General features: G+C 42.0%; 12 protein-coding genes and 1 tRNA gene. 4 read left to right on the top strand and 9 right to left on the bottom strand.

The window, feature by feature from the left end:
• Window positions 1–254 precede the first annotated feature (254 nt).
• The 7 genes from MHM99_RS19040 to hsdR form a co-directional block, all read right to left on the bottom strand.
• The gene (locus tag MHM99_RS19040) at window positions 255–1,295 is read right to left on the bottom strand and encodes a hypothetical protein (RefSeq protein ID WP_239220316.1); all 1,041 of its coding nucleotides are present in this window, start codon (window positions 1,293–1,295) and stop codon (window positions 255–257) included.
• On the bottom strand, window positions 1,292–2,386 hold the full coding sequence (locus MHM99_RS19035; protein WP_239220315.1) for a hypothetical protein: 1,095 nt from the start codon (window positions 2,384–2,386) through the stop codon (window positions 1,292–1,294). Before MHM99_RS19035 ends, MHM99_RS19040 begins: the two co-directional genes overlap by 4 nt.
• On the bottom strand, window positions 2,386–4,143 hold the full coding sequence (locus MHM99_RS19030; RefSeq protein WP_239220314.1) for an AAA family ATPase: 1,758 nt from the start codon (window positions 4,141–4,143) through the stop codon (window positions 2,386–2,388). Before MHM99_RS19030 ends, MHM99_RS19035 begins: the two co-directional genes overlap by 1 nt.
• A complete protein-coding gene (locus MHM99_RS19025) occupies window positions 4,143–5,618 on the bottom strand; it encodes a restriction endonuclease subunit S (protein ID WP_239220313.1) in 1,476 nt (491 codons plus the stop codon). Before MHM99_RS19025 ends, MHM99_RS19030 begins: the two co-directional genes overlap by 1 nt.
• Before the next feature lie 6 nt (window positions 5,619–5,624).
• On the bottom strand, window positions 5,625–7,274 hold the full coding sequence (locus MHM99_RS19020; protein ID WP_239220312.1) for an N-6 DNA methylase: 1,650 nt from the start codon (window positions 7,272–7,274) through the stop codon (window positions 5,625–5,627).
• 28 nt (window positions 7,275–7,302) lie between these two features.
• A complete protein-coding gene (locus MHM99_RS19015; RefSeq protein WP_239220311.1) occupies window positions 7,303–8,382 on the bottom strand; it encodes a Fic family protein in 1,080 nt (359 codons plus the stop codon).
• A 117-nt stretch (window positions 8,383–8,499) separates the two neighbouring features.
• Window positions 8,500–12,021 carry a type I restriction-modification system endonuclease gene (gene hsdR, locus MHM99_RS19010; protein WP_239220310.1) on the bottom strand — a complete coding sequence of 1,174 codons (3,522 nt, stop codon included), beginning with the start codon at window positions 12,019–12,021 and terminating at the stop codon, window positions 8,500–8,502.
• Window positions 12,022–12,992: 971 nt separating this feature from the next.
• On the opposite strand from hsdR, the gene MHM99_RS19005 reads away from it, so the two are divergent.
• From MHM99_RS19005 to MHM99_RS18990, 4 genes are all read left to right on the top strand, one after another.
• Window positions 12,993–14,699 carry a TraM recognition domain-containing protein gene (locus MHM99_RS19005; RefSeq protein WP_239220309.1) on the top strand — a complete coding sequence of 569 codons (1,707 nt, stop codon included), beginning with the start codon at window positions 12,993–12,995 and terminating at the stop codon, window positions 14,697–14,699.
• Window positions 14,696–15,397, top strand: a complete 702-nt coding sequence (locus tag MHM99_RS19000; RefSeq protein ID WP_239220308.1) for a hypothetical protein — start codon at window positions 14,696–14,698, stop codon at window positions 15,395–15,397. Before MHM99_RS19005 ends, MHM99_RS19000 begins: the two co-directional genes overlap by 4 nt.
• Window positions 15,398–15,407: 10 nt before the next feature.
• Window positions 15,408–15,854 carry a hypothetical protein gene (locus MHM99_RS18995; RefSeq protein WP_239220307.1) on the top strand — a complete coding sequence of 149 codons (447 nt, stop codon included), beginning with the start codon at window positions 15,408–15,410 and terminating at the stop codon, window positions 15,852–15,854.
• 185 nt (window positions 15,855–16,039) lie between these two features.
• Window positions 16,040–17,212: a site-specific integrase gene (locus MHM99_RS18990; protein WP_239220306.1), complete on the top strand. Its 1,173-nt coding sequence runs from the start codon at window positions 16,040–16,042 to the stop codon at window positions 17,210–17,212.
• A 35-nt stretch (window positions 17,213–17,247) separates the two neighbouring features.
• Here MHM99_RS18990 and MHM99_RS18985 read toward each other — a convergent pair.
• Both MHM99_RS18985 and MHM99_RS18980 read right to left on the bottom strand, forming a co-directional pair.
• Window positions 17,248–17,323: transfer RNA gene (locus tag MHM99_RS18985), tRNA-OTHER, on the bottom strand.
• Between the two features lie 125 nt (window positions 17,324–17,448).
• Window positions 17,449–18,207 (bottom strand): hypothetical protein, encoded by a 759-nt coding sequence (locus MHM99_RS18980; RefSeq protein WP_239220305.1) that lies wholly within the window; start codon window positions 18,205–18,207, stop codon window positions 17,449–17,451.
• Window positions 18,208–18,451: the final 244 nt, after the last annotated feature.

The following is an 18,451-nucleotide window of genomic DNA, read 5'->3' as shown; positions in this document are numbered from 1 at the left end:
CCAGAAACTGGGATAAGATCGGAAGCGTAGAGCTAAATCCGGAGAATAAAAAAGAAGCAGCTTAACAGCTCAGGCGACAACTACCTTGAAAAACGCCGTAACTGCACTTTTTGGTCATTTTCTATTACCTCCATGTATTTCGACAGCTGGGAACATTTTTAGTGCTTGACTCTAAGCAAACATTTTTCCCCTGCAACTTTTACCCGCATTTTGTAGTTGGTGTTATCAATTCGACGCTATGAATAAAAAACTACTTAATTATCTTGAGTCATACAGCTAATTCCCAAAATTTTTAGCAATCTCCTAAACTCTTCATTATCCGAATCACTTTTCCAGCGGTTGATAAACCGGCAAACAACTTGAAGATTATCTCTCTCGTAGTGACCGTTGCTATCGATTCTGTCCAAGGAGCAAATAAGCTCTTTATCGCCATCCTTCTCGTCCATTTCCAGTGGCAGTTCTGTTAATGCGCACATGCCTTCCTGGGCTTCAATCAAAGCGGTTATGTAGTCCTCAAGCTCAATTTCATTGCGGAACTTCACATCTTTATTTTTAACCGCCCTTTCTACTGTTTGCCCATTAGATTGTTTCGCTGTAGTAAATGCCATTCTTGCCATTCGCATAGCTGCTTTTCTGGCGCTGTTCGCATAGGTTACAGGATTATATTCTTTTGAAGCATTGGCATTTTTCTTTTTCCACAGTTCCTGCTCATGCCAAGGCGATAGATCTTCGCCATTTATTAAAGCGATAGCATATTCAGCATTTTCAGGCTTTAGTTGCTGGAGTGTAGCTTCGGTTGATAAGAAATCTTTCGCTTTTGGATGAAGACCACGCCATAGAAGCTGTTGCCCTGACCTACTGCGGTCTGACCATTGCTTACATGGTTTATGACAGACAACAACGTCTCTTTTTCGACCAACAGGCTCTTTCTTGTTTTCAAAGAAATGAGGGGCATTTTTTGAAATAGTCCAGTATAGCTTCTCGCCATCTCTATGAATCCAGAGATCATCAGCTGTCTCAGAGATGATCGTCATGAGGTTATACCAACGTGATGCAGTTTGTCTGGTTGGCGCTTGTCCCCTGGCTGACTTATCATTTTTCATTCGGGAAACGATGTACTCTTCCTTTTTACCTTGCTCCCATAGTGGCTGTGCTTTGATATCGTTCATCGTTGCGACAGTGCCTTTTGCTTTACAGACTGGCCACTCGTAATTTTCTTCGCCAAAGTTGGCTATATAAACTCTCAAGCTATCTTCATCCTTGTTTAAAAAATAATGAAAAAAGAAGTCAATCAACCGCCGCTTAAAATAAAATCACCACCATCAGCGCCCTGCTCTTGCATAAAACCTAATTTAGCGGCGAAAGGTGCGAGTTCAACCAGCTCTAGCGCTGCAAATAATTTCTGATACCAAAACACCCACTCCTTCCGTTTAAAAGTCTCTTCAGCAATAGGTCTTGCTTCATCTTGTATTCTGCTAAGAAGGTGAGCTTCATCAATCGGGTCAATTTCATCTATAATAATATTCTCAATCGAACACAATTCCGCCTCTACGCGACTTCTGATCTCGTAGACCTCATCCCATGTCTCTAGCTTTTCCAGTGCTATTGCATCTTGAGTGGACCAGATAACTTTGGTAGCTGGCTCAGGGTCGGATAAATTACTAATTTCAATATTAACAAAGCCCCTCGCTTCTTCGGTGTATGGATAAAAAGCTAAGCGGGAATTCCCATCGCTACTTTTGAAGAGATCCTTTGCTTTTTTTGCGTACTGATTACAAACACTACATAAGGGAATAAGATTGTAAGGATGAACCGCAAAAATCGGATACTTAGATTTACAAAGTTGATGATCGTAGTCTGAACGCCATTGTCTTTGTTCTGGAATACCAGCTCTAATCACTGCCAGTTTTTCCATACCACAAGCTTTGCAAACGTTTCCGTTAATGGCTGAAGATCTATACTCAGAAAAATGAGAATTTATGTTAACCCCTCCAGCGGCAGCAACAATAGGAACTAAATCTTTTGTCGCGCTGTATAGGTGTGAGCTCAACTCTTTAAGTGAATTTCGACAGTCACCATTCAAGAAATCTAAAAGTCCTCTCTGTGGATTGCCAAAGAATACCTCTAAGTCCTGATTATTCTGCATTGCCAGAAAAAGCTGCTGTTTGGTATCGCCATCAGCATTACCAAGATCTTCGAATAGTTTTTGAAACTTATCCAGGGTGTTTCCGTTCGCCCAGCAAGCATCGCCGATAGCACCCACAGTGAATAATTGGCGGTCAAAATCGTCTTTATTTACTGCCGCTTCGAGAAAATGCAATAGTTCTAAGTTGAGTAAGCGAAATACTTCGAAACAAGGAGTCCCATCTACTAAACGAAATAACATTACTTTGTTAGCTTCCTTATCATATATGCTCTTTCCGCAGACAATCCGAGATTATTTTCGATCCAAACTTTCGCGTGTTGTTCACCTTGCTCTAGTTGCTTACGAATTTCTTCAATCACGCTTTGAGAGATCAACGAGCGTAGTCCAAACAGTTCTTTTATTAGCACATCAAATGATGCACCGTAAGTCTCGTTTTGCGCCATGTTCATCTGTATAAGTCCGTTGTCGTCTCGCCGGAATTGATAAACATTTTGGCGCTTGAGAGAAGAGACCATAAATGGAGAATGTGTCGAGAGAAAAACCTGTGATTTTGTTGCTTTGTTACCGGCATTCAACGCATCAGAAACGTATTTATGAAAAGAAGTTCGCCAGGCTGGATTTAAATGCGTCTCTGGTTCGTCGAGTAAAAATAGAGTATTTTCCTGCGAATACAATTTTAATATCGCTAATATCTGCAGTAACTGCGACTCACCATCTGATAACTCTTCAAAAGCAACTGAAGTTAAATTATCCCCTTCTAGCATCAAACGCTTAGCTGCTAATGCTAACTTTACTCTAAGGGGCTTTTTAACTGTCCCAAAAAAATAATTTCTATCCAGTTGATATCGGTCATGCGCGCTAATATTTTTTAGGCTCAACTGCTGAGTCTTATACAAGCGCTCGAAAAGCCTAAATGGGTTAAGTACGCCATTGGTTGATAGTCTGCTATCGTGAGCTAGCAGGCTGAGATCTAAGCTAATGGTACCCTTCAATGCATCTAATTCGTAGTACTCAAATTCTTCTGAGGTTGTTTTTCTGCCCTGATACTCAACATTTCCAGCTCCTGCTAATCTAATAAAGGACCTAACATTTTCTACTACTTCGTCGGCTATATATGGCTGAGTAAAATCAAATTCGAGTAACAGCAACGTTGGTTTTGAGTAAGAAAGCTTGTACAACTTATTTTTTTTCGCTAAATCTTGGGCATAAAAAGACTGGTATTCAAAATCAATAAAAGCTACAACGAGCTGTGCACTATCGTAGTCGAGGTATATCAAGTTAGAGGGCTGAGTAACCGTTTCTGGTAATTCAATCTCATCTTCAACATAACTTGCCGAGTCAAAATCAAACAAATATGAATGATTTCGTTGATACCTTTTTAGAAGATCTATTTTGTTCTTTCTAAACTGATTAAAAGCAGATTCCGAATTATTTAGATCATTCTCATATGCCAGGTCTAATGCACGTTTTTCTTTATGGTAACGTGCTCTAGCTTTCAGTGCCTTAAACAGCTGGTTTGCATTTTTTAAAAACGGACGTTGTAAGTTTTCATTCAGGCCGGAGGAATATCCCACAATATGCGGTAAGGGTAATTGTTCTAAGCCTATTTTTATTGATTGGTCGGCTTGCTCAACATCGATTGGCTGTACGTCACCACCATTGACTGATACCGAAAATTTGGGATCGGTAAAACCATCAGCAACTCGGAGTTTTTCACCGAATACTTCCGCATGAGCAGAAGGTGCTGCATTTACATAACCGCTCATGCTATAAACCAGCGAAAAGTCGAACCCTAAATGCCCTTTGTTTTTAAAATCAGTTCGCTGCAAACGTTCTAGATAGGCAAAACACTCTGCAATTAACTCCAATAGTTGGGATTTGCCAGAGCCATTTAAACCAATAAATGCGATGACATTGTCATCGGCATCCTCAAAATTAAAGGTCTGATCTTTCAATCCTTTGTACTGTCCTTCCAAAGTTAGCGACAGCAAACGCATCAGGATTTTTTCCTTACACTACTTTTTCTAACCGGCTTCAACGCTTCACGTTCTGCTTTAATTTTTTCTAGCAAAGCCTCGGCACTATTTTCTCCACAGAGCAAATCAGGGTTAGCTTCACGCCAAGTGGCAGTGAGTTCGCCTTTGAAAGCCTGAGCCAAAATTGATTGGGTAAGTTTGTCAACACGTTCTAAGGCCGCATTAGCTTTTTGCTCAATGCTATCAGCAAAGCCGAAAAGAACGTCTACTCTACTTACAATTTCTATTTGTTCGTCATATGCAGGAAAAGGAACTGGTAAGCCTCTGAACTTTGCTGCCTTTATTCCTTTGGCAGCAGTTCCTGTTGCGTTTAAGTCAACAACCTTTTGAAATTGTTCGGTCAACATAAAATAATAGTGGAATTTAGAAATCAATTGTCCGTAAGGCTGCAAAGTCAAAGTTCTTTGTGCCAACGCAATATCAGAACCAATACCGTTCAAAGCCACACAACCCATTGTGTGGCCTTCTGTAACGAAAAAAATATCGTTTAATTTAGACTTTCCACGAGTCATCCAAGAATCATAATCTTGCTCACTAATGTACTCTACTGGCTCGTCTGACAGATATCCCATCTTGATATTTTTAGCTGTGTACAACCTTTTGCCCGATTGAGATTTTCTAGGTGTCTTTCCTCGGTAATCTATGAAGCGGTATAGATCGTCAAATTTAGATAAAGCCCAAGAACTAGAAATCATATCTTCTACTAGATCATGAAATGACGTAGGTTCGGTTTTTCTCTTCTTACAATCTGTAAATCGCAATTCACTCGCCAAATCTACTCTAGCATCTAACCTTTTTCCTTTTCGCCATTTGTCTGTTAATTTCCCACTCATAGCGGCGGTTAGGACTGATTGGCGGAAGCTTTTTAGAATTTCGGGGATGCGTTCGAGTCGGGCTTTGGTGGTTTCCACCTGAGCCAGCAGTGTATCGATTTTATCAGCAATGGCTTTTTGTTCTGCTAGTGGTGGCACTAGAACCGGAAAGGTCTCCACAAAAGAACGAGGAACACGTCGCAAGCCAACAGCTCCCGTCATATTTGCAGCTCCTTCGCTAAGAAACTTATATGACTTAACAATAGAAAAAAGAAATCGAGAAGATATTTCCTGTATAGCAGGACGTATTACATAAAACTCTGAACTGCCTGCGCCAATTTTATTTGGCAACCCCTTTACAATCGCAGCTTTACCATTTTCAAAACATGGTGTGACTTTAGCCACTAAAACGTCGTGTTCTCTAAAATTTGTATAAGACTTTTTAATCTCGCTCCAATACTTCTCTTCAAATTTTAAATTGTCTGAATAGTTGGTTGGAGAATGTGACATTGGAACAAACCCTGCAACTGTTTCAGGTGCAGCATCAATTTTCTTGGGGTTGATATCAGCGATTTCTGAGATTGTAGCCTCAACCCATCCGTAGGGTAATTTTTTGTCGCTCATATCCAGTTACCCCTTGAGCGATTCAAGTAACGTATCGAGCTCACGTAATGCAGATTCCAACTCATCTTTAGCCTCTAGAGCCAATAAATCTGGTTCAGGCAAGTCTGCAGCATCCACACTGTCTTTATCTTTCAGCCAAGAAATATCTAAAGAATCGCCTTTTGTTTCGCGTATCCAGTCACGGCTAAAGCAGCGCCAGCGGGAGTGCGCCAGGCGGTCATCAACCCCCCGGTTTTCTTTCACCACTTCTTTGTCGACGTCAATCTCTTGTGCACCAAAGCTGTACTCACCTTCTTTGCGTTGGCTTGTGCCATCAGATAAGTCGCCATATACTTTTTCGAAAGCGCCCAAATGTGGATCTGTACCAAATTCTTCTTTCGCAAATCCAAGATCCGACTTACCAAACGGGGTGCGTTTACCAAAGCCAGGCATATTGGTTCGCAGGTCATACACCCACACATTTTCTGTGCAGTTTTCTTCCTGGTATTTGTCTTTTACAGAACCTTTAGTAAAAAACAGTACGTTGGTTTTTACGCCCTGGGCATAAAAAATACCGGTAGGCAGACGTAAAATTGTATGCAGGTTGCACTTATTCATTAGGTCGCGGCGAACTTCGGTTCCTACACCCGCTTCAAACAGTGCGTTATCCGGTAGCACTACGGCCGCGCGGCCACCGTGTTTTAAGTTACGATATATATGCTGTAAAAACGCCAGCTGTTTGTTGGTGGTTTTGTAGGTGAGATCGTCTCTGGTATTGGATGCTTCTCCCCCTTTGCTGGTGCCAAAAGGCGGGTTAGCAAGAATAATATCAGCTTGTTTTAAATCCTTCCCTGCATCACCCAATGCATTTCCAAGATGTACCACACCTTCTTCATCGCCTTCCATTCCGTGCAATAAGCAATTCATTAAAGCTAAGCGACGGGTGTTCGGTACTAATTCCACGCCAACAAACGCTTTGTTTTTTTGGAACTCTGCGTCTTTGGCTGAAAGCTCAAGATAGTCATCGGTTTGTTCACGCATATATTGGTCTGCGGCGACCAGGAAACCAGCAGTACCAGCGGCAGGATCCTGAATCACTTCGCCTATTTGCGGCTTTATGCAGCGCACCATACTGTTGATTAAAGCGCGTGGGGTGAAGTACTGCCCTGCCCCGGATTTCGTCTCGCTGGCATTTTTTTCAAGCAGGCCTTCATACAAATCTCCAAGCCCATCTCGGGAAGCACTGAACCAGTCTTCAATCTCATCAAATCGTTGAATTATCTGTTGTAAATGTCGTGGCTCTCGTAAACGAGTTTGTGCATCTGCATAAATTGCACTAATCAGAGGATCTTGATGTACAACTACCTCTTCAACCTTATCTTCTTCACCTTCTTTTTCAGCTTTAATAACTACGGTGCGCTTACCTGTAGATAGCGCCAGTAAAATAGCTTTATAGTCATTTAGTAAGTTTATACCAGACTTACCACTTAGATCCGTCCAACGGCACCCTTCTGGTAAAGGGTGACGTTTTAATACTCCTGCTTCGGTGTTTTCATGCACCATTTTAATAAATAACAGCAGTACCAGTTCGGTTACGTAGTCCGAATAATTAATGCCGTCGTCGCGAAGTACGTCGCAGAGGTTCCAGAGTTTTTGAACGATGTCGTTATTGGTCATATTTGTCTCTTAATAGATTATTTGGTTCTTAGCTGTGTGCTATTAGTACTTTGCACAATGGCTCATTAATGTAGTAGTTGGCGCGGCCAATTTTTTGTTTGGTTAAAAAGCCATGTTCTACTAGTTGCTCCAAATATTTAGTGGCGGTTATTCGCGTTACCCCCAGCTCTTCGATGATGAAGTCGATTTTGGTATAGGGGTGATGAAACAGATTATTGAGTAAATCCTGGCTATAAATTTTTGGCAGTTGTTCACGAATACCGTGTTTTACATCGGCCATCAGACTTTTCATTTCGGTAATGAGTGAGATAGTGTTTTGTGCTGTGTCGATAACGCCATCAAGCATAAAGGCTATCCAAGGTTCCCAGTTTCCAGTGTCGCGTACGGCCTGCAAATTATTATAGTAATCTGCTTTGTGCTGAATAATAAAACGGCTTAAATACAGTACCGGCAGGTTAAGCAAGTCTTTAATCACCAGGTACAAAATATTCAGGATCCTCCCTGTGCGGCCATTGCCATCGTAGAATGGGTGAATGCTTTCAAACTGATGATGGATGATGGCCATTTTTACCAGCGGATCTGCATCACATAACTCATCGTTATTAATGAACTGCACCAGGTTATCCATTAGCGCTGTTATATCGTCTGCATGTTGTGGTGGTGTATACACCACCTCGCCCGTACGGGCATTTTTCAAATCCGTGCCCGGTAGTTTGCGTAAACCTGCGTTGTTGTGCTCCAAGTTTTGCTGGATGGCGAGAATATCACTTAAGCGAATAAGCTTACTTTGCCGTGCTGTTTGAAAGCCCTGCTTTAATGCTACTGCGTAATCCTGCACTTCTTTTGTTGCAGGGCTGGTAATGGCTTCTTCAAATAAGTTGGCTTTATAAAGCTCATCGTGGGTGGTTACAATGTTTTCCACTTCTGAGCTGTCTTTGGCTTCCTGCAAGGCCAGCGTATTGATTAGAATTGCTTCATTGGGAATGCTGGCGGCAATACCCTTTAATTCGGCCAGATAGCGGTGAGCTTCAGCCACCTTTTTGAGTACTGCGCGGGTTTCCCACTGCTCTATATTATCAAGTGGTAACAATGGGATAGATGCTGGCATGATTAATATTATGTCCTTTTTTATACATGTAGCTCTATATATGTATAGATTTCTCAAAAAATTATACATGTACTGTATAACATGTATAGTTTTTCTGTTTATTTACACATATAAGGTTTATGCACTTTGGGGAGGCCACATTGCATCACCCAGTTCATCCAGTACCACATCCAGTTGATTACCCAGTACCTTATCCAGCTGCTTTGCTCCGCCCTGCTCTGCAAATCGGCTGTTTACAAAATCTCTATCAATAATGACTTCATGAACCAGTTGTTTTGCCAGGCGTTCAAGCCATTTACGCTGTGCGGGTAACCAATTATGACTTTCATATATTCGCAGCATTGCCTGTGCTACACGTTGTTCAAAGGGTACCAATGGTTCGCCGAATGCTGCTCGGCGAATATGGCCTATAATGCTAGCTGCTATATCCTGATTAGTTTGGTTACGCACCGCACTTTGGAGTTTTGCTTCTGAGTATCCCGCACCATCAAGCAATAGCTTAATTTCTTTTAGTTGGTCGCGAGTCAGATCTCGGGGTTTATTCACCACTACAGCAAGGGCTGCGCTTTGGTTAAGCTGCTCTTTTATAAACTGATTGAAGCTATCGAGGTAATCTTCAGGCTTTTGATGTACGCCATAGCTTTGGGTGCGTTCTCTTATCTCATCATGATGTTCCGAGATTACTGGTTGGCGTTCACTACCGAGTAACTCATTCACTTCTGCTAGCTGATTTATCAAACCGCTATGTTTTGTGATAAAGGCCGCGGCTTGCTTAGGTCCAAGCTCGTGTAAATGTTTATGCAAGCTTTTGGGCTCAACGCCCCATAAACCTTGTAATTCATCCAGTTTCTGCTTAAGTGCGGGTTTGCCTTCAGCTTTTTTATCGGCTTTTCGCATTACGCGCATTACTTTTTGGCTAAGTTGACTTAGCACTACATCGGCATGGCTCTGCTCTGGCGCATCACCAGGCGCATTCAATGCGCGTTCCAATTGTTCCGGATTAGTAATTTCGTCTACCAATTGCTCCAACGTAATCTTGGGATCTTTAACCAACGGCTTCATGGTATTAACATCGGCCAACGCGGCATAAATATCCACCGGGTCGTAAATTCGGAATACCGTTTTACCAATGTCATCGCAACGGCGCGTGGCGCGGCCGATCATCTGCTCATACAAAATCCGTGATTTAACCCGGCGCATAAACACGAGGTTACAAATTTTGGGAACATCGATACCGGTGGTCAGTAGGTCTACAGTAATAGCAATATTTGGATAGCGTTCGTTTTTATACTGTCGAATTAGCTGTTCTACTTTGTCGCTCTGCCCGGTGATTTTAGCCACTGCTGCTTGGTTATATTCACCGTTATAAAGGTCTTTAAACGCTTCATCTAAAAGTCGCTTTACCATATCGGCATGCAAATCGGTTGCACAGAAAATCAGAGTTTTTTCATCTCCGAACGGATCGAGTTCTTGAACCAGTTGCTGACAAATCACTTTGTTGAAGTTTTCGTTAATTACTTTGCGGTTAAAAGCTTCCACTTCAAAATTAAGTTCATCGTCTAGCTCTGCGCTTTGTACTTCACCAGTTTGGGTATTAATGGCACTAACTTCATCGCCTTTGGCAAATTTAATTCCGTTTTGTGTGAGTAAAGTTTCGTATCGAATAGGAGGTTCGTGATCTATTAGCCAATCATCAGCTACGGCTTCCCGGTAAGAATACGTATAAACGGGTTTGCCAAAAATTTCACTGGTGTGTTTTGCTGGCGTTGCCGTTAAGCCAATTTTAACGGCATCAAAATAATCTAGCACTCGGCGGTAACTGGAAAGATACTGACTAGTATCCCGCGTAGCGATTTCACCTTCGGTCATTTCCTGGTCGAGCGTATAACCTCGGTGGGCTTCATCAATAATGATACAATCAAACTGGTCTAACGGCGGCGGGGTATCGCTCATAAAGATGCGTTTCACCATGGCCTGTACAGTTGCTACCTGCACACGCGTTTCAGCCTCAGCAGCCATATCTCCCAGCTCTGCAACATTATAGATTTTAGATAAGGTATGATTTTGTTCTAATGGTGCCTCATTAAAGGCGTCGATAGCTTGCTGACCAAGTGCGGTGCGATCTACCAAAAACAGAATACGCTTAAAACGCTCAGCCTTTAAAAACCGGTACATCAAACCAATGATGGTGCGTGTTTTACCCGTACCCGTAGCCATGGCTAACAGCGCGGTGCGTACTTCTTTCGCTAGCGTATTTTCCACAGCAATAATGGCTTTTTGCTGATAATCACGCACTTTTAAATAACCGAATGGCTCCGTTTTTAGTTTTTTCTCAGCCTCTTCTTTACTGCGCTTGAGTATGTCGATTAAGCCTTCTGGCGTATGAAACTTAGGGAGTGCACGCTTAGTATTGGCAGGTTCGCGCACATCACGAAACCAGGTTCCAGACTGTTCAGCCAGCTGAGGAACATATGGGCGACCATTGCAGGAGTAGACAAACGGGATTTTATAATGGCTTTCTTGCTCATTGGGCCAGGCAATTGTTAAACCTGCTAGTTCCCATGCGCCCAGCATAGGGGGTAAAACACTAAAACCCTTGCTGTATCGTTCTGCTTGCGAAATTTTTCCTGCAACGTTGGTGTTTTCTTTCTTTGCTTCAACCACGGCCATTGGCGTTAAACCGGAAAACAGAACATAGTCCGCTCTGCCTTTTTCTCCATTATGCTCAGTAGGCCATTCAGCAATCGCGATATTCTTGCCTTTTTCTGGGCGGGCGCCGCCTTTATAAGTAAGGGTTTCACTGTCTGCTGTCCAACCAGCTTCTATCAATTGCTGATCAATTAAAATGCGGGTTAGCGCTTCATCCAACACTATGTGTTGCGTTGCCGCCTGTGTGTTTTTGTTTATCTGATTGCGTTGAGCAGTTTGTGTTTTCTCATCAGCCGCAGCTAGTTGAGCTTGAAGTGCTTTTATTTTTGTTTCGTAACCCTTACGTTGTGCTTGTAAGGCATCTTCATGTTCACACGCTTGTTTCGCCAAAGACCGAGATTCCTCGTCCATTGCCATTGCCAACGCTTCATATTCCGTTTTTTCTTTGGCTACGAGCTTATGGAGTTGATTGCTGGAATCCAAGTCAACATTGGCTTGTTCTAAATCACTTTTTAACTTTGCAATTTCAGACTGTAACTGACGTAACTGTTCGCTGGGGTCTGCAGGTGGAATAAAAGGGCCAGGTTTAAATTGAACCCCTGATTTTCCGAAAGACTGATGGAACCATATGGCTAGTTTACGTGCAACCACTAAACCATTCATGGCTTCTTTGTGCTGGGTTCTGAATGTATGGATTGCTTTGTTACCTTCCATTCTAAGAGTATGGAATAACTCTCTGACTACTGGCTCTAGCTGTAACTCACGGTTTATTTTGTAGATTAAATCAGCCTGGGAAGTCTTATCGTCAAACTCAATTCCAACCAATGCTGCAATGTGCTGTGCTAATGCTTCACCCAGTTGCCTGAGCTTCATTAACGTTGTATTAGGATCGCTTGAGAAAGCTCTTTCAGCAGACAAGGCTATTTCTACAAAAATCGAATCATGCTCTTGTAGAAACCCGAAGTTACTTTGCTGGATAGAGGACGCCATGTTTATGAAACTCCATTTCACCTTGATGCTGGTTCAATCAGAACTCAGTAGTACTTTTTATTCTTTGTGTATTGCAAAGAAGAGACTACCACAAATACTTAATTTCACTATACTTTAGTAGTGAGTATATAACCATAAAACTACAGAACCGGTACGTTGAATTACTTTTTTTGAATGCTTGGGTTAACCACTTAAAAATAAATATGAGTTCATACGGTTAAAGCCATTTAATTAGAACGTTACGCACATCAACCTACTTTTTAAATATGTTTATTAAACATGAATACATAGAGAATCATTGCTTTTCTCTGAACGATTCATGCAATGATGGAGGGTAAATTACACGCGAGGCCTATGACCTCCCACCCTCTTTTGTCTGCACTTCACTGGACATTCCGTTTCAACAAAATTCACCCGATGCCGCCGCCGGTCGTGCCGCCCGACCAACTGCGTTTGAAACGGTCGAGTCGCTACGCTCCGAAACTGACGGAAATTTCGACCGGCCTTCGGCTGATTGCATCATTTAAAACACAGTTGGTCTGCCGCTCGTTTCACTCCCTCCGACGGCGGCCTGCAGACCTCTCGTCTGTCACTGGGGTGACAATCTCTCTATCAGCGCTTGGGAGCGCTTCTTCTGCACAAAAGAATGTAGCATTGAGCTAGAGCGCTGAATGCGCGGCTAATGAACGTTACATCGCAATAAAAATTCATCTTATTTTCAGTTAGTTAAAGGAAAATCAAGAAAAAATCACAATTTTAAGCTTATCAGCCAAAAAAACTAACACATTAAGTGATGTACGCACTTTTTGAAAACTATCGAGGTTTTAAATATGTTAGGAACGTTAGTTCAACAGAAGCCACTATCAACCGGGATAGACAAATTACTCCTATCCCAAATCAATGAAGTTAACGATTTAACCCGAGATGCATTTTGGCATTACTTGTCTATTACGACATCTGACAAGTTAGCAATGACGCTTATCGTGACCAGCTATTTATGTGTGATTTCGTTAATTGTTGCAGGGAAGTCGTTTTTACGAGCGGACCAGACTCTCATCACCAGAGCACTCCGTTTTGTCTTTTCAGTACTATACTTTAAAGCACTTTTAGTTAGTGTGGGTATATTCCTCTTATTTAGTAAATATCTTTTTTCAAGCTATATCAATACTGGTCAACCATGGAGCATTTACAAAGAGTTTTGCATAACAATATTAAACAATGCTTCGCTGGGAATGTTCATCGGTTCAATTGGTGCCTTTGTTATCTATTTCTGCATTAAGCGTTATGTAGAGCCTTGGTTCTCATCTCTCATAGAAAGTGTGTCTAAAACCGTAAACGAATATTACGATTTTCCAGATTTCGACAACGTTATAAAACTTCTACCCAAACGACCAAAGAGTAAAAACTTTATTGCAAAGGTACTGAGGTCAACAAAAGGAAAGCCACTGATTTGTGTAGGCCTATCATCTGCTGATAAGCCTATTTTGATAGGTTTTAAGGTTGCGACTCATCCAAACTATCAGACGTTAGGCCTGACTGGCACGGGAAAGGGGCAATTTTTAGGGTTGTTTTATGTTCAGTTTATACAAAAAGGATGCGCATGCTTTGTATTTTGCCCTAAAGAAGATAAGCCATTAAAAAATGTACTTAAGTTTTCGGCCACGACTTCGGAAAAACCATTCTTTTATTTAAATATGAATGCTTCGCATCCGGTAGTTAACCCCTTGTTCAACATTACTGCCAGAGAATTGTTTGTTTTACTGAAAATGACATTCGAACTTCAATCAAGTTCCGAAGGGCTTGGATATTACAAGGATGTTGAGCGAGAACTGGCTCAAACATTGTCTGCCTATGCGGATAATGATGATAACCCATCACTTCCAGGCCTTCTTCATTTCGCGAATACACTACGAGATACGATATCGAAAGACGCTTTCGGCCTATTCATAAAACTAAAAGAAATTGCAGCTCTGCCCTGCGTCGCAACCCTCGACGGTGAATGTATAACAGAAGTTATTCAAAAAGGTGGGTGCGTAGTAATAGAGGGAAATACGGAAGACGAAAGTATTTTGTTAGTAATGAAGTTGTTGCTGCATAGAGTAGCGCAACTAACAACTAGCCGATCAGACTGCTCTCGTAAGGTGTGTATTGCGCTAGACGAAGTTAAATACACCATAACCACTTCTGTCATCAATTATATGGGGAACATCCGTAGCTACGGCGGTTGTTTTCATATTACCCAGCAAAGCTTGGCGGATTTCGAATCGGTCCAGCTCAGAATGCCACCAGATGCTGTGCGTGAATCGATGCTAGATAACCTTCCATTCAAAATTATATTTCGCTCGAATAACTACGAAACTGCTCTCAAGGTAAGCAACCTTTGCGGTACCGTTATGAAAAATGAGGAGGTTCGCCATACGGCGGTAAATGAAATTGCGTCGCAAACCAACTTTTTAGAACGCAGAATAAGTCGACAAGAAGTTCCCTACGTTCACCCAAATATTGTTCAAAATCTACCGCAATCATGCGCCATCGCTATCGGCATATTTGAAAGACCAACTTATATTTTTGTACCAATCTTACATTGTGAAAGCACATACCTCGAGGCCTATAAAGCGTCTCCCATTAACACTACCGATTGTTTAAATAATGAATATTTGGAGGATGAGCTGTTATGACATTGTCACCTCTTGATAAAGCATTATTGATGTTTCTTAGAGAAGATACTTGGGCTACGGTCGTTAATGTACAACTCGCTCTTAAACAAAAATCAATTCAGGCTACGCATCAGTATTTGAAACGAGCAGAAGCCAAAGGCCTCATCGCTTCGAGCAGTATTGCTGCAAGTTTTGGTCGCCCGCAAAAGTTAGTAGGCATAACAGAGCTCGGACATGCTTATGCTTGGGAACTCGATGAATGCCCGACTAATCGCCGTGTGTTCAACCCTAGTAAAATTTCGCCAGCTATGTTTGCTCACGAGAATGATCTGCAAATGCTGCGAATTAGTGCAATCCAAAACAACTGGCTAGATTGGCGGAATGCAAAACATTTGGGGCCAAGGCTTCAAGCCACAAAATACCCAGATGCAATTGCCTGCTCCCCTGCAAATATCACCTACTGCATTGAAGTTGAGCGTGAAATAAAGAGCAGCAAGCGATTACGAACAATATTTGCCTCACATTTGTCTATGCGTAAAAAAGGTCATTGGGAGAAGATTCTGTACCTTTGCCCATCTAGCGAAATAGCTAAAAGGTTAGCGCTAAAGGCATCGACGCTTTCATATTTAACTTGGGAGGGAAGACGCATCTCTCTGCGAAATGAGCACCTCATACACTTTATCTTTGCCGATTATGGCTATTTCAAATCAATTTATTAAGGACGGGCATATGGCTACTCTAATGAAAACAGTTTTCACACCGATCGAAGCGTTAACTGAATATTCCGCATTTGTATTTCAGAAAGCTGTTACGGGTGAAGAAGTCTCAGTAAATATTATCGCGGAACGAGCTTTAATTTCTGCTGTTGGTGCATCTTTTCACCAAGGCACTTTAGCTAAAGTGTGTAATGAAGTTCTCTTAACCCACTATTCAATCGTTGAGACAGATGAACCTCTCGTTTTAATCATTCAAAATTTTGGCAAAGGCCTCGTATTTTCAAGAATTTATTTAAGCTGGGATAAGGGATTATCATCGTTTGTATCTTGGCAAGCTTATAGGGGAACGCTTGGACGCCTCGGAGACTTACCGTTGAAAATAATCTCAATAAAGCCGGCCAGGTCTGATCATGCATCATTGGCCATGAAGTTACTGAATTCAGTAACTCCCAATAAATAATTAATTGGGAGTATTCAAATGAACTATCCAATTGATTTGATAACAACTAAGAAGCTAGCCGAGTTAACAGGGTATTCAGTTGGGGCACTCCGTAAAAAAATCCATGACGGGATCTTCAGACAAGGTGTACACTTTGTGAAGTCGCCTGACGGGAGGATCCACTGGAACATACAGGAGTATGAGAAATGGGTTCGACATGGCCAACGGGGATAGTTCCTCGAAATCAGTCGATTGAAGTTCGTTTGAACTACAACGACAAACGCCACTATGTGAGCCTGCCTTGGCGCCCCACTGCGGGAAACATTAAAAAGGCAGGAAAACTGCGACAACAAGCGCAGGAAGCAATAAAATGGGGAACCTTCACGTGGCAAGAGTTTTTCCCTGACTCGAAACATGCCAATGAAGAAACGGGTGCACAGACATTCAAAGATTACGGGCAGTTATATTTGAATACGTTAACGTGCACTGAAAACACTAAGGAAAAATATACTCAGGCATTAGAACGGTTTTATTATCCGAATTTGGCAGACAGGTTAGTTAAGTCAATTAAGCATTCTGAATTACTGGCCTTGCTTGGAAGCTTCGATTTTCAGCATAATAAAACTCGTAACAATGCGTTAATTCCACTAAGAGGTGTGTTCAAACTCGCTCTGCGAGATCGAGCTATTCAATTTAATCCTGTTGAGGGTATTGAGAATGGTAAACATCAGCAGCCAGAGGCAGACCCTTTGCTCATTGAAGAAATAGACACTTTTCTAAATTGGGTAGAACGGACACAGCATCCTTTATGGCATAACTACTTTGAGTATGCATTTTTTAGCGGCCTTAGACCGAGTGAGCAAATTGCATTGTGTTGGGATAGTGTAGACTTCAATCGTGGTTACTCGCGGATTGAACGAAGCAAAATCAAAAACAAAATTCGCAAACATACTAAAACTTACAAAGTAAGAGACGTAGAGTTTAATGCCCGCTCAAAAACAGCATTATTACGGCAGAAACAGTGGACGTTTTTACAAAATAGCGAAGTATTTGTTCACCCGGCTACAGGAGAGCCTTTTACTAATAACGCTTCGCCGAGATTGATGTGGAATAAAGGGTTAAAAGCCTGTGGTATTCGCCATCGTAATAGCTATCAAACAAGACACACGTTTTGTACTACAGCTTTGCAATCGGGAGCGAAGATACACTGGGTGAGTCAGCAATTAGGCCATGCGTCTGCAATGATGACTTTGAATCGTTATTCAAAGTGGATACAACAGGCTAATGCTGAAAATGAGTCCTCAAAACTGGATGCCTTTGTGGCGTCTCACTCGCACCAAAATATCAAAACGGTGCAAAATTGGGGTTTGGACATTTGAAAAATGGATTTTTGCAAGGATATCAGGAAGATAGTTGGTCGGTGTGAGAGGATTTGAACCTCCGACCCCTGACACCCCATGACAGTGCCATAAACACACCTCTACACACCAATAATCATAGGGTTAATTCAATTTAGAGACCCAAAAAGTGACCCTCAAGGTGACCCAGATTTTAGCTCAAAAATAAGACTAAAACTTTTTTTCTTGAGCCACCCGATCGAACAATTAATGAACAGCTAGAACATCCGATAGTACTGCTTGTATTGCTGAACCAAGTCTTGAGACAACGTGAAGTCACCACTAAGCGCACCTACTACCGCTTGCTGATACAACTGCTTAGTCTTCAGGTCTTGGTTCACTGCATAAGCTACCCATTCATGAAAGTGGTCAGAGTCTCTAATACCTAGTTCACTCTCTGCATAATCAGCAAAGTCGTTGTAAAGTTGCTCCGTTGCTTTGTGTATCTCTCGCTCTGCTCGTTCAGGCGATACACCGTAAGATTCGCTAAGGCCAACTAGCACTTCCTCAGATAAGTTTTCGCCAGCCAATACAGCAGTCAACGTATCAATGGTATTAGCTGAACCAATAACATCTTCAATCTGATTAGCTGTGCTTAATGCTTCAGTGTTTATGTACTCAAGTGTTCCTTGTGTATCTTCGGGTTCTTCAGATACCTCAAAGAAGTCTTCAGCATCATCGAGATAGTCGTCGTAGTTGCCAGCGTAGATTGACTTGCTGAGTATTCCAGCTTCAATCAAGTGGTCTACTTGTCCAGAGATACCGTTGACAGTAACCACAGTGTGAGGCTGGATGTCTTTTAGTTGGACTGGACGACCCTCAACTGTCCTAATGTCTGTTATCGCTAAGTCTTCTGTAGCTTGCTCTAGGTGTTCTTCTTGCTCTAACAGTTCGTTGAGTTGTTGCTGAGTGGTCTCACATAGCTCTCCTGTTGAATAGTCAGGAAAGTCTATTACTTCATTGTTAGTAGTATTCATGAGTTTGTACCTCCGATAAGTGTGTTAATGGATAAAGGAAACGACCTCCTGAGAGGCGATATAAGATCGAGTTAGATGTGAGTAATGGGATTGCCTAGGGATAGGCTTAAAGTCTTCTCAGAAGATCGTTTGGGTCGCTTTAGGAAGAGCCTGTAACAGATTCTGTGTAACTGCCATTAGTTAATGTGCTTTTCGAGTCGTTCCTCGAACTCGATAATAAAACGACTCATCGCCTGACGCCAGT

It is taken from the genome of Alteromonas sp. MmMcT2-2 (genome assembly GCF_022348305.1).
GTDB lineage: Bacteria > Pseudomonadota > Gammaproteobacteria > Enterobacterales > Alteromonadaceae > Alteromonas > Alteromonas macleodii.
This window is presented reverse-complemented; position numbering and strand designations above follow the sequence as displayed.

Excerpts from the sequence above, each read along its gene's own strand:
- MHM99_RS18995 (WP_239220307.1), top strand. The coding sequence starts at position 15,408 with ATGGCTACTCTAATGAAAACAGTTTTCACACCGATCGAAGCGTTAACT.
- MHM99_RS19020 (WP_239220312.1), bottom strand. The coding sequence starts at position 7,274 with ATGACCAATAACGACATCGTTCAAAAACTCTGGAACCTCTGCGACGTA.
- MHM99_RS18990 (WP_239220306.1), top strand. The coding sequence starts at position 16,040 with ATGGGTTCGACATGGCCAACGGGGATAGTTCCTCGAAATCAGTCGATT.
- MHM99_RS19000 (WP_239220308.1), top strand. The coding sequence starts at position 14,696 with ATGACATTGTCACCTCTTGATAAAGCATTATTGATGTTTCTTAGAGAA.
- hsdR (WP_239220310.1), bottom strand. The coding sequence starts at position 12,021 with ATGGCGTCCTCTATCCAGCAAAGTAACTTCGGGTTTCTACAAGAGCAT.
- MHM99_RS19015 (WP_239220311.1), bottom strand. The coding sequence starts at position 8,382 with ATGCCAGCATCTATCCCATTGTTACCACTTGATAATATAGAGCAGTGG.
- MHM99_RS19025 (WP_239220313.1), bottom strand. The coding sequence starts at position 5,618 with ATGAGCGACAAAAAATTACCCTACGGATGGGTTGAGGCTACAATCTCA.
- MHM99_RS19035 (WP_239220315.1), bottom strand. The coding sequence starts at position 2,386 with ATGTTATTTCGTTTAGTAGATGGGACTCCTTGTTTCGAAGTATTTCGC.
- MHM99_RS19005 (WP_239220309.1), top strand. The coding sequence starts at position 12,993 with ATGACGCTTATCGTGACCAGCTATTTATGTGTGATTTCGTTAATTGTT.
- MHM99_RS19030 (WP_239220314.1), bottom strand. The coding sequence starts at position 4,143 with ATGCGTTTGCTGTCGCTAACTTTGGAAGGACAGTACAAAGGATTGAAA.
- MHM99_RS18980 (WP_239220305.1), bottom strand. The coding sequence starts at position 18,207 with ATGAATACTACTAACAATGAAGTAATAGACTTTCCTGACTATTCAACA.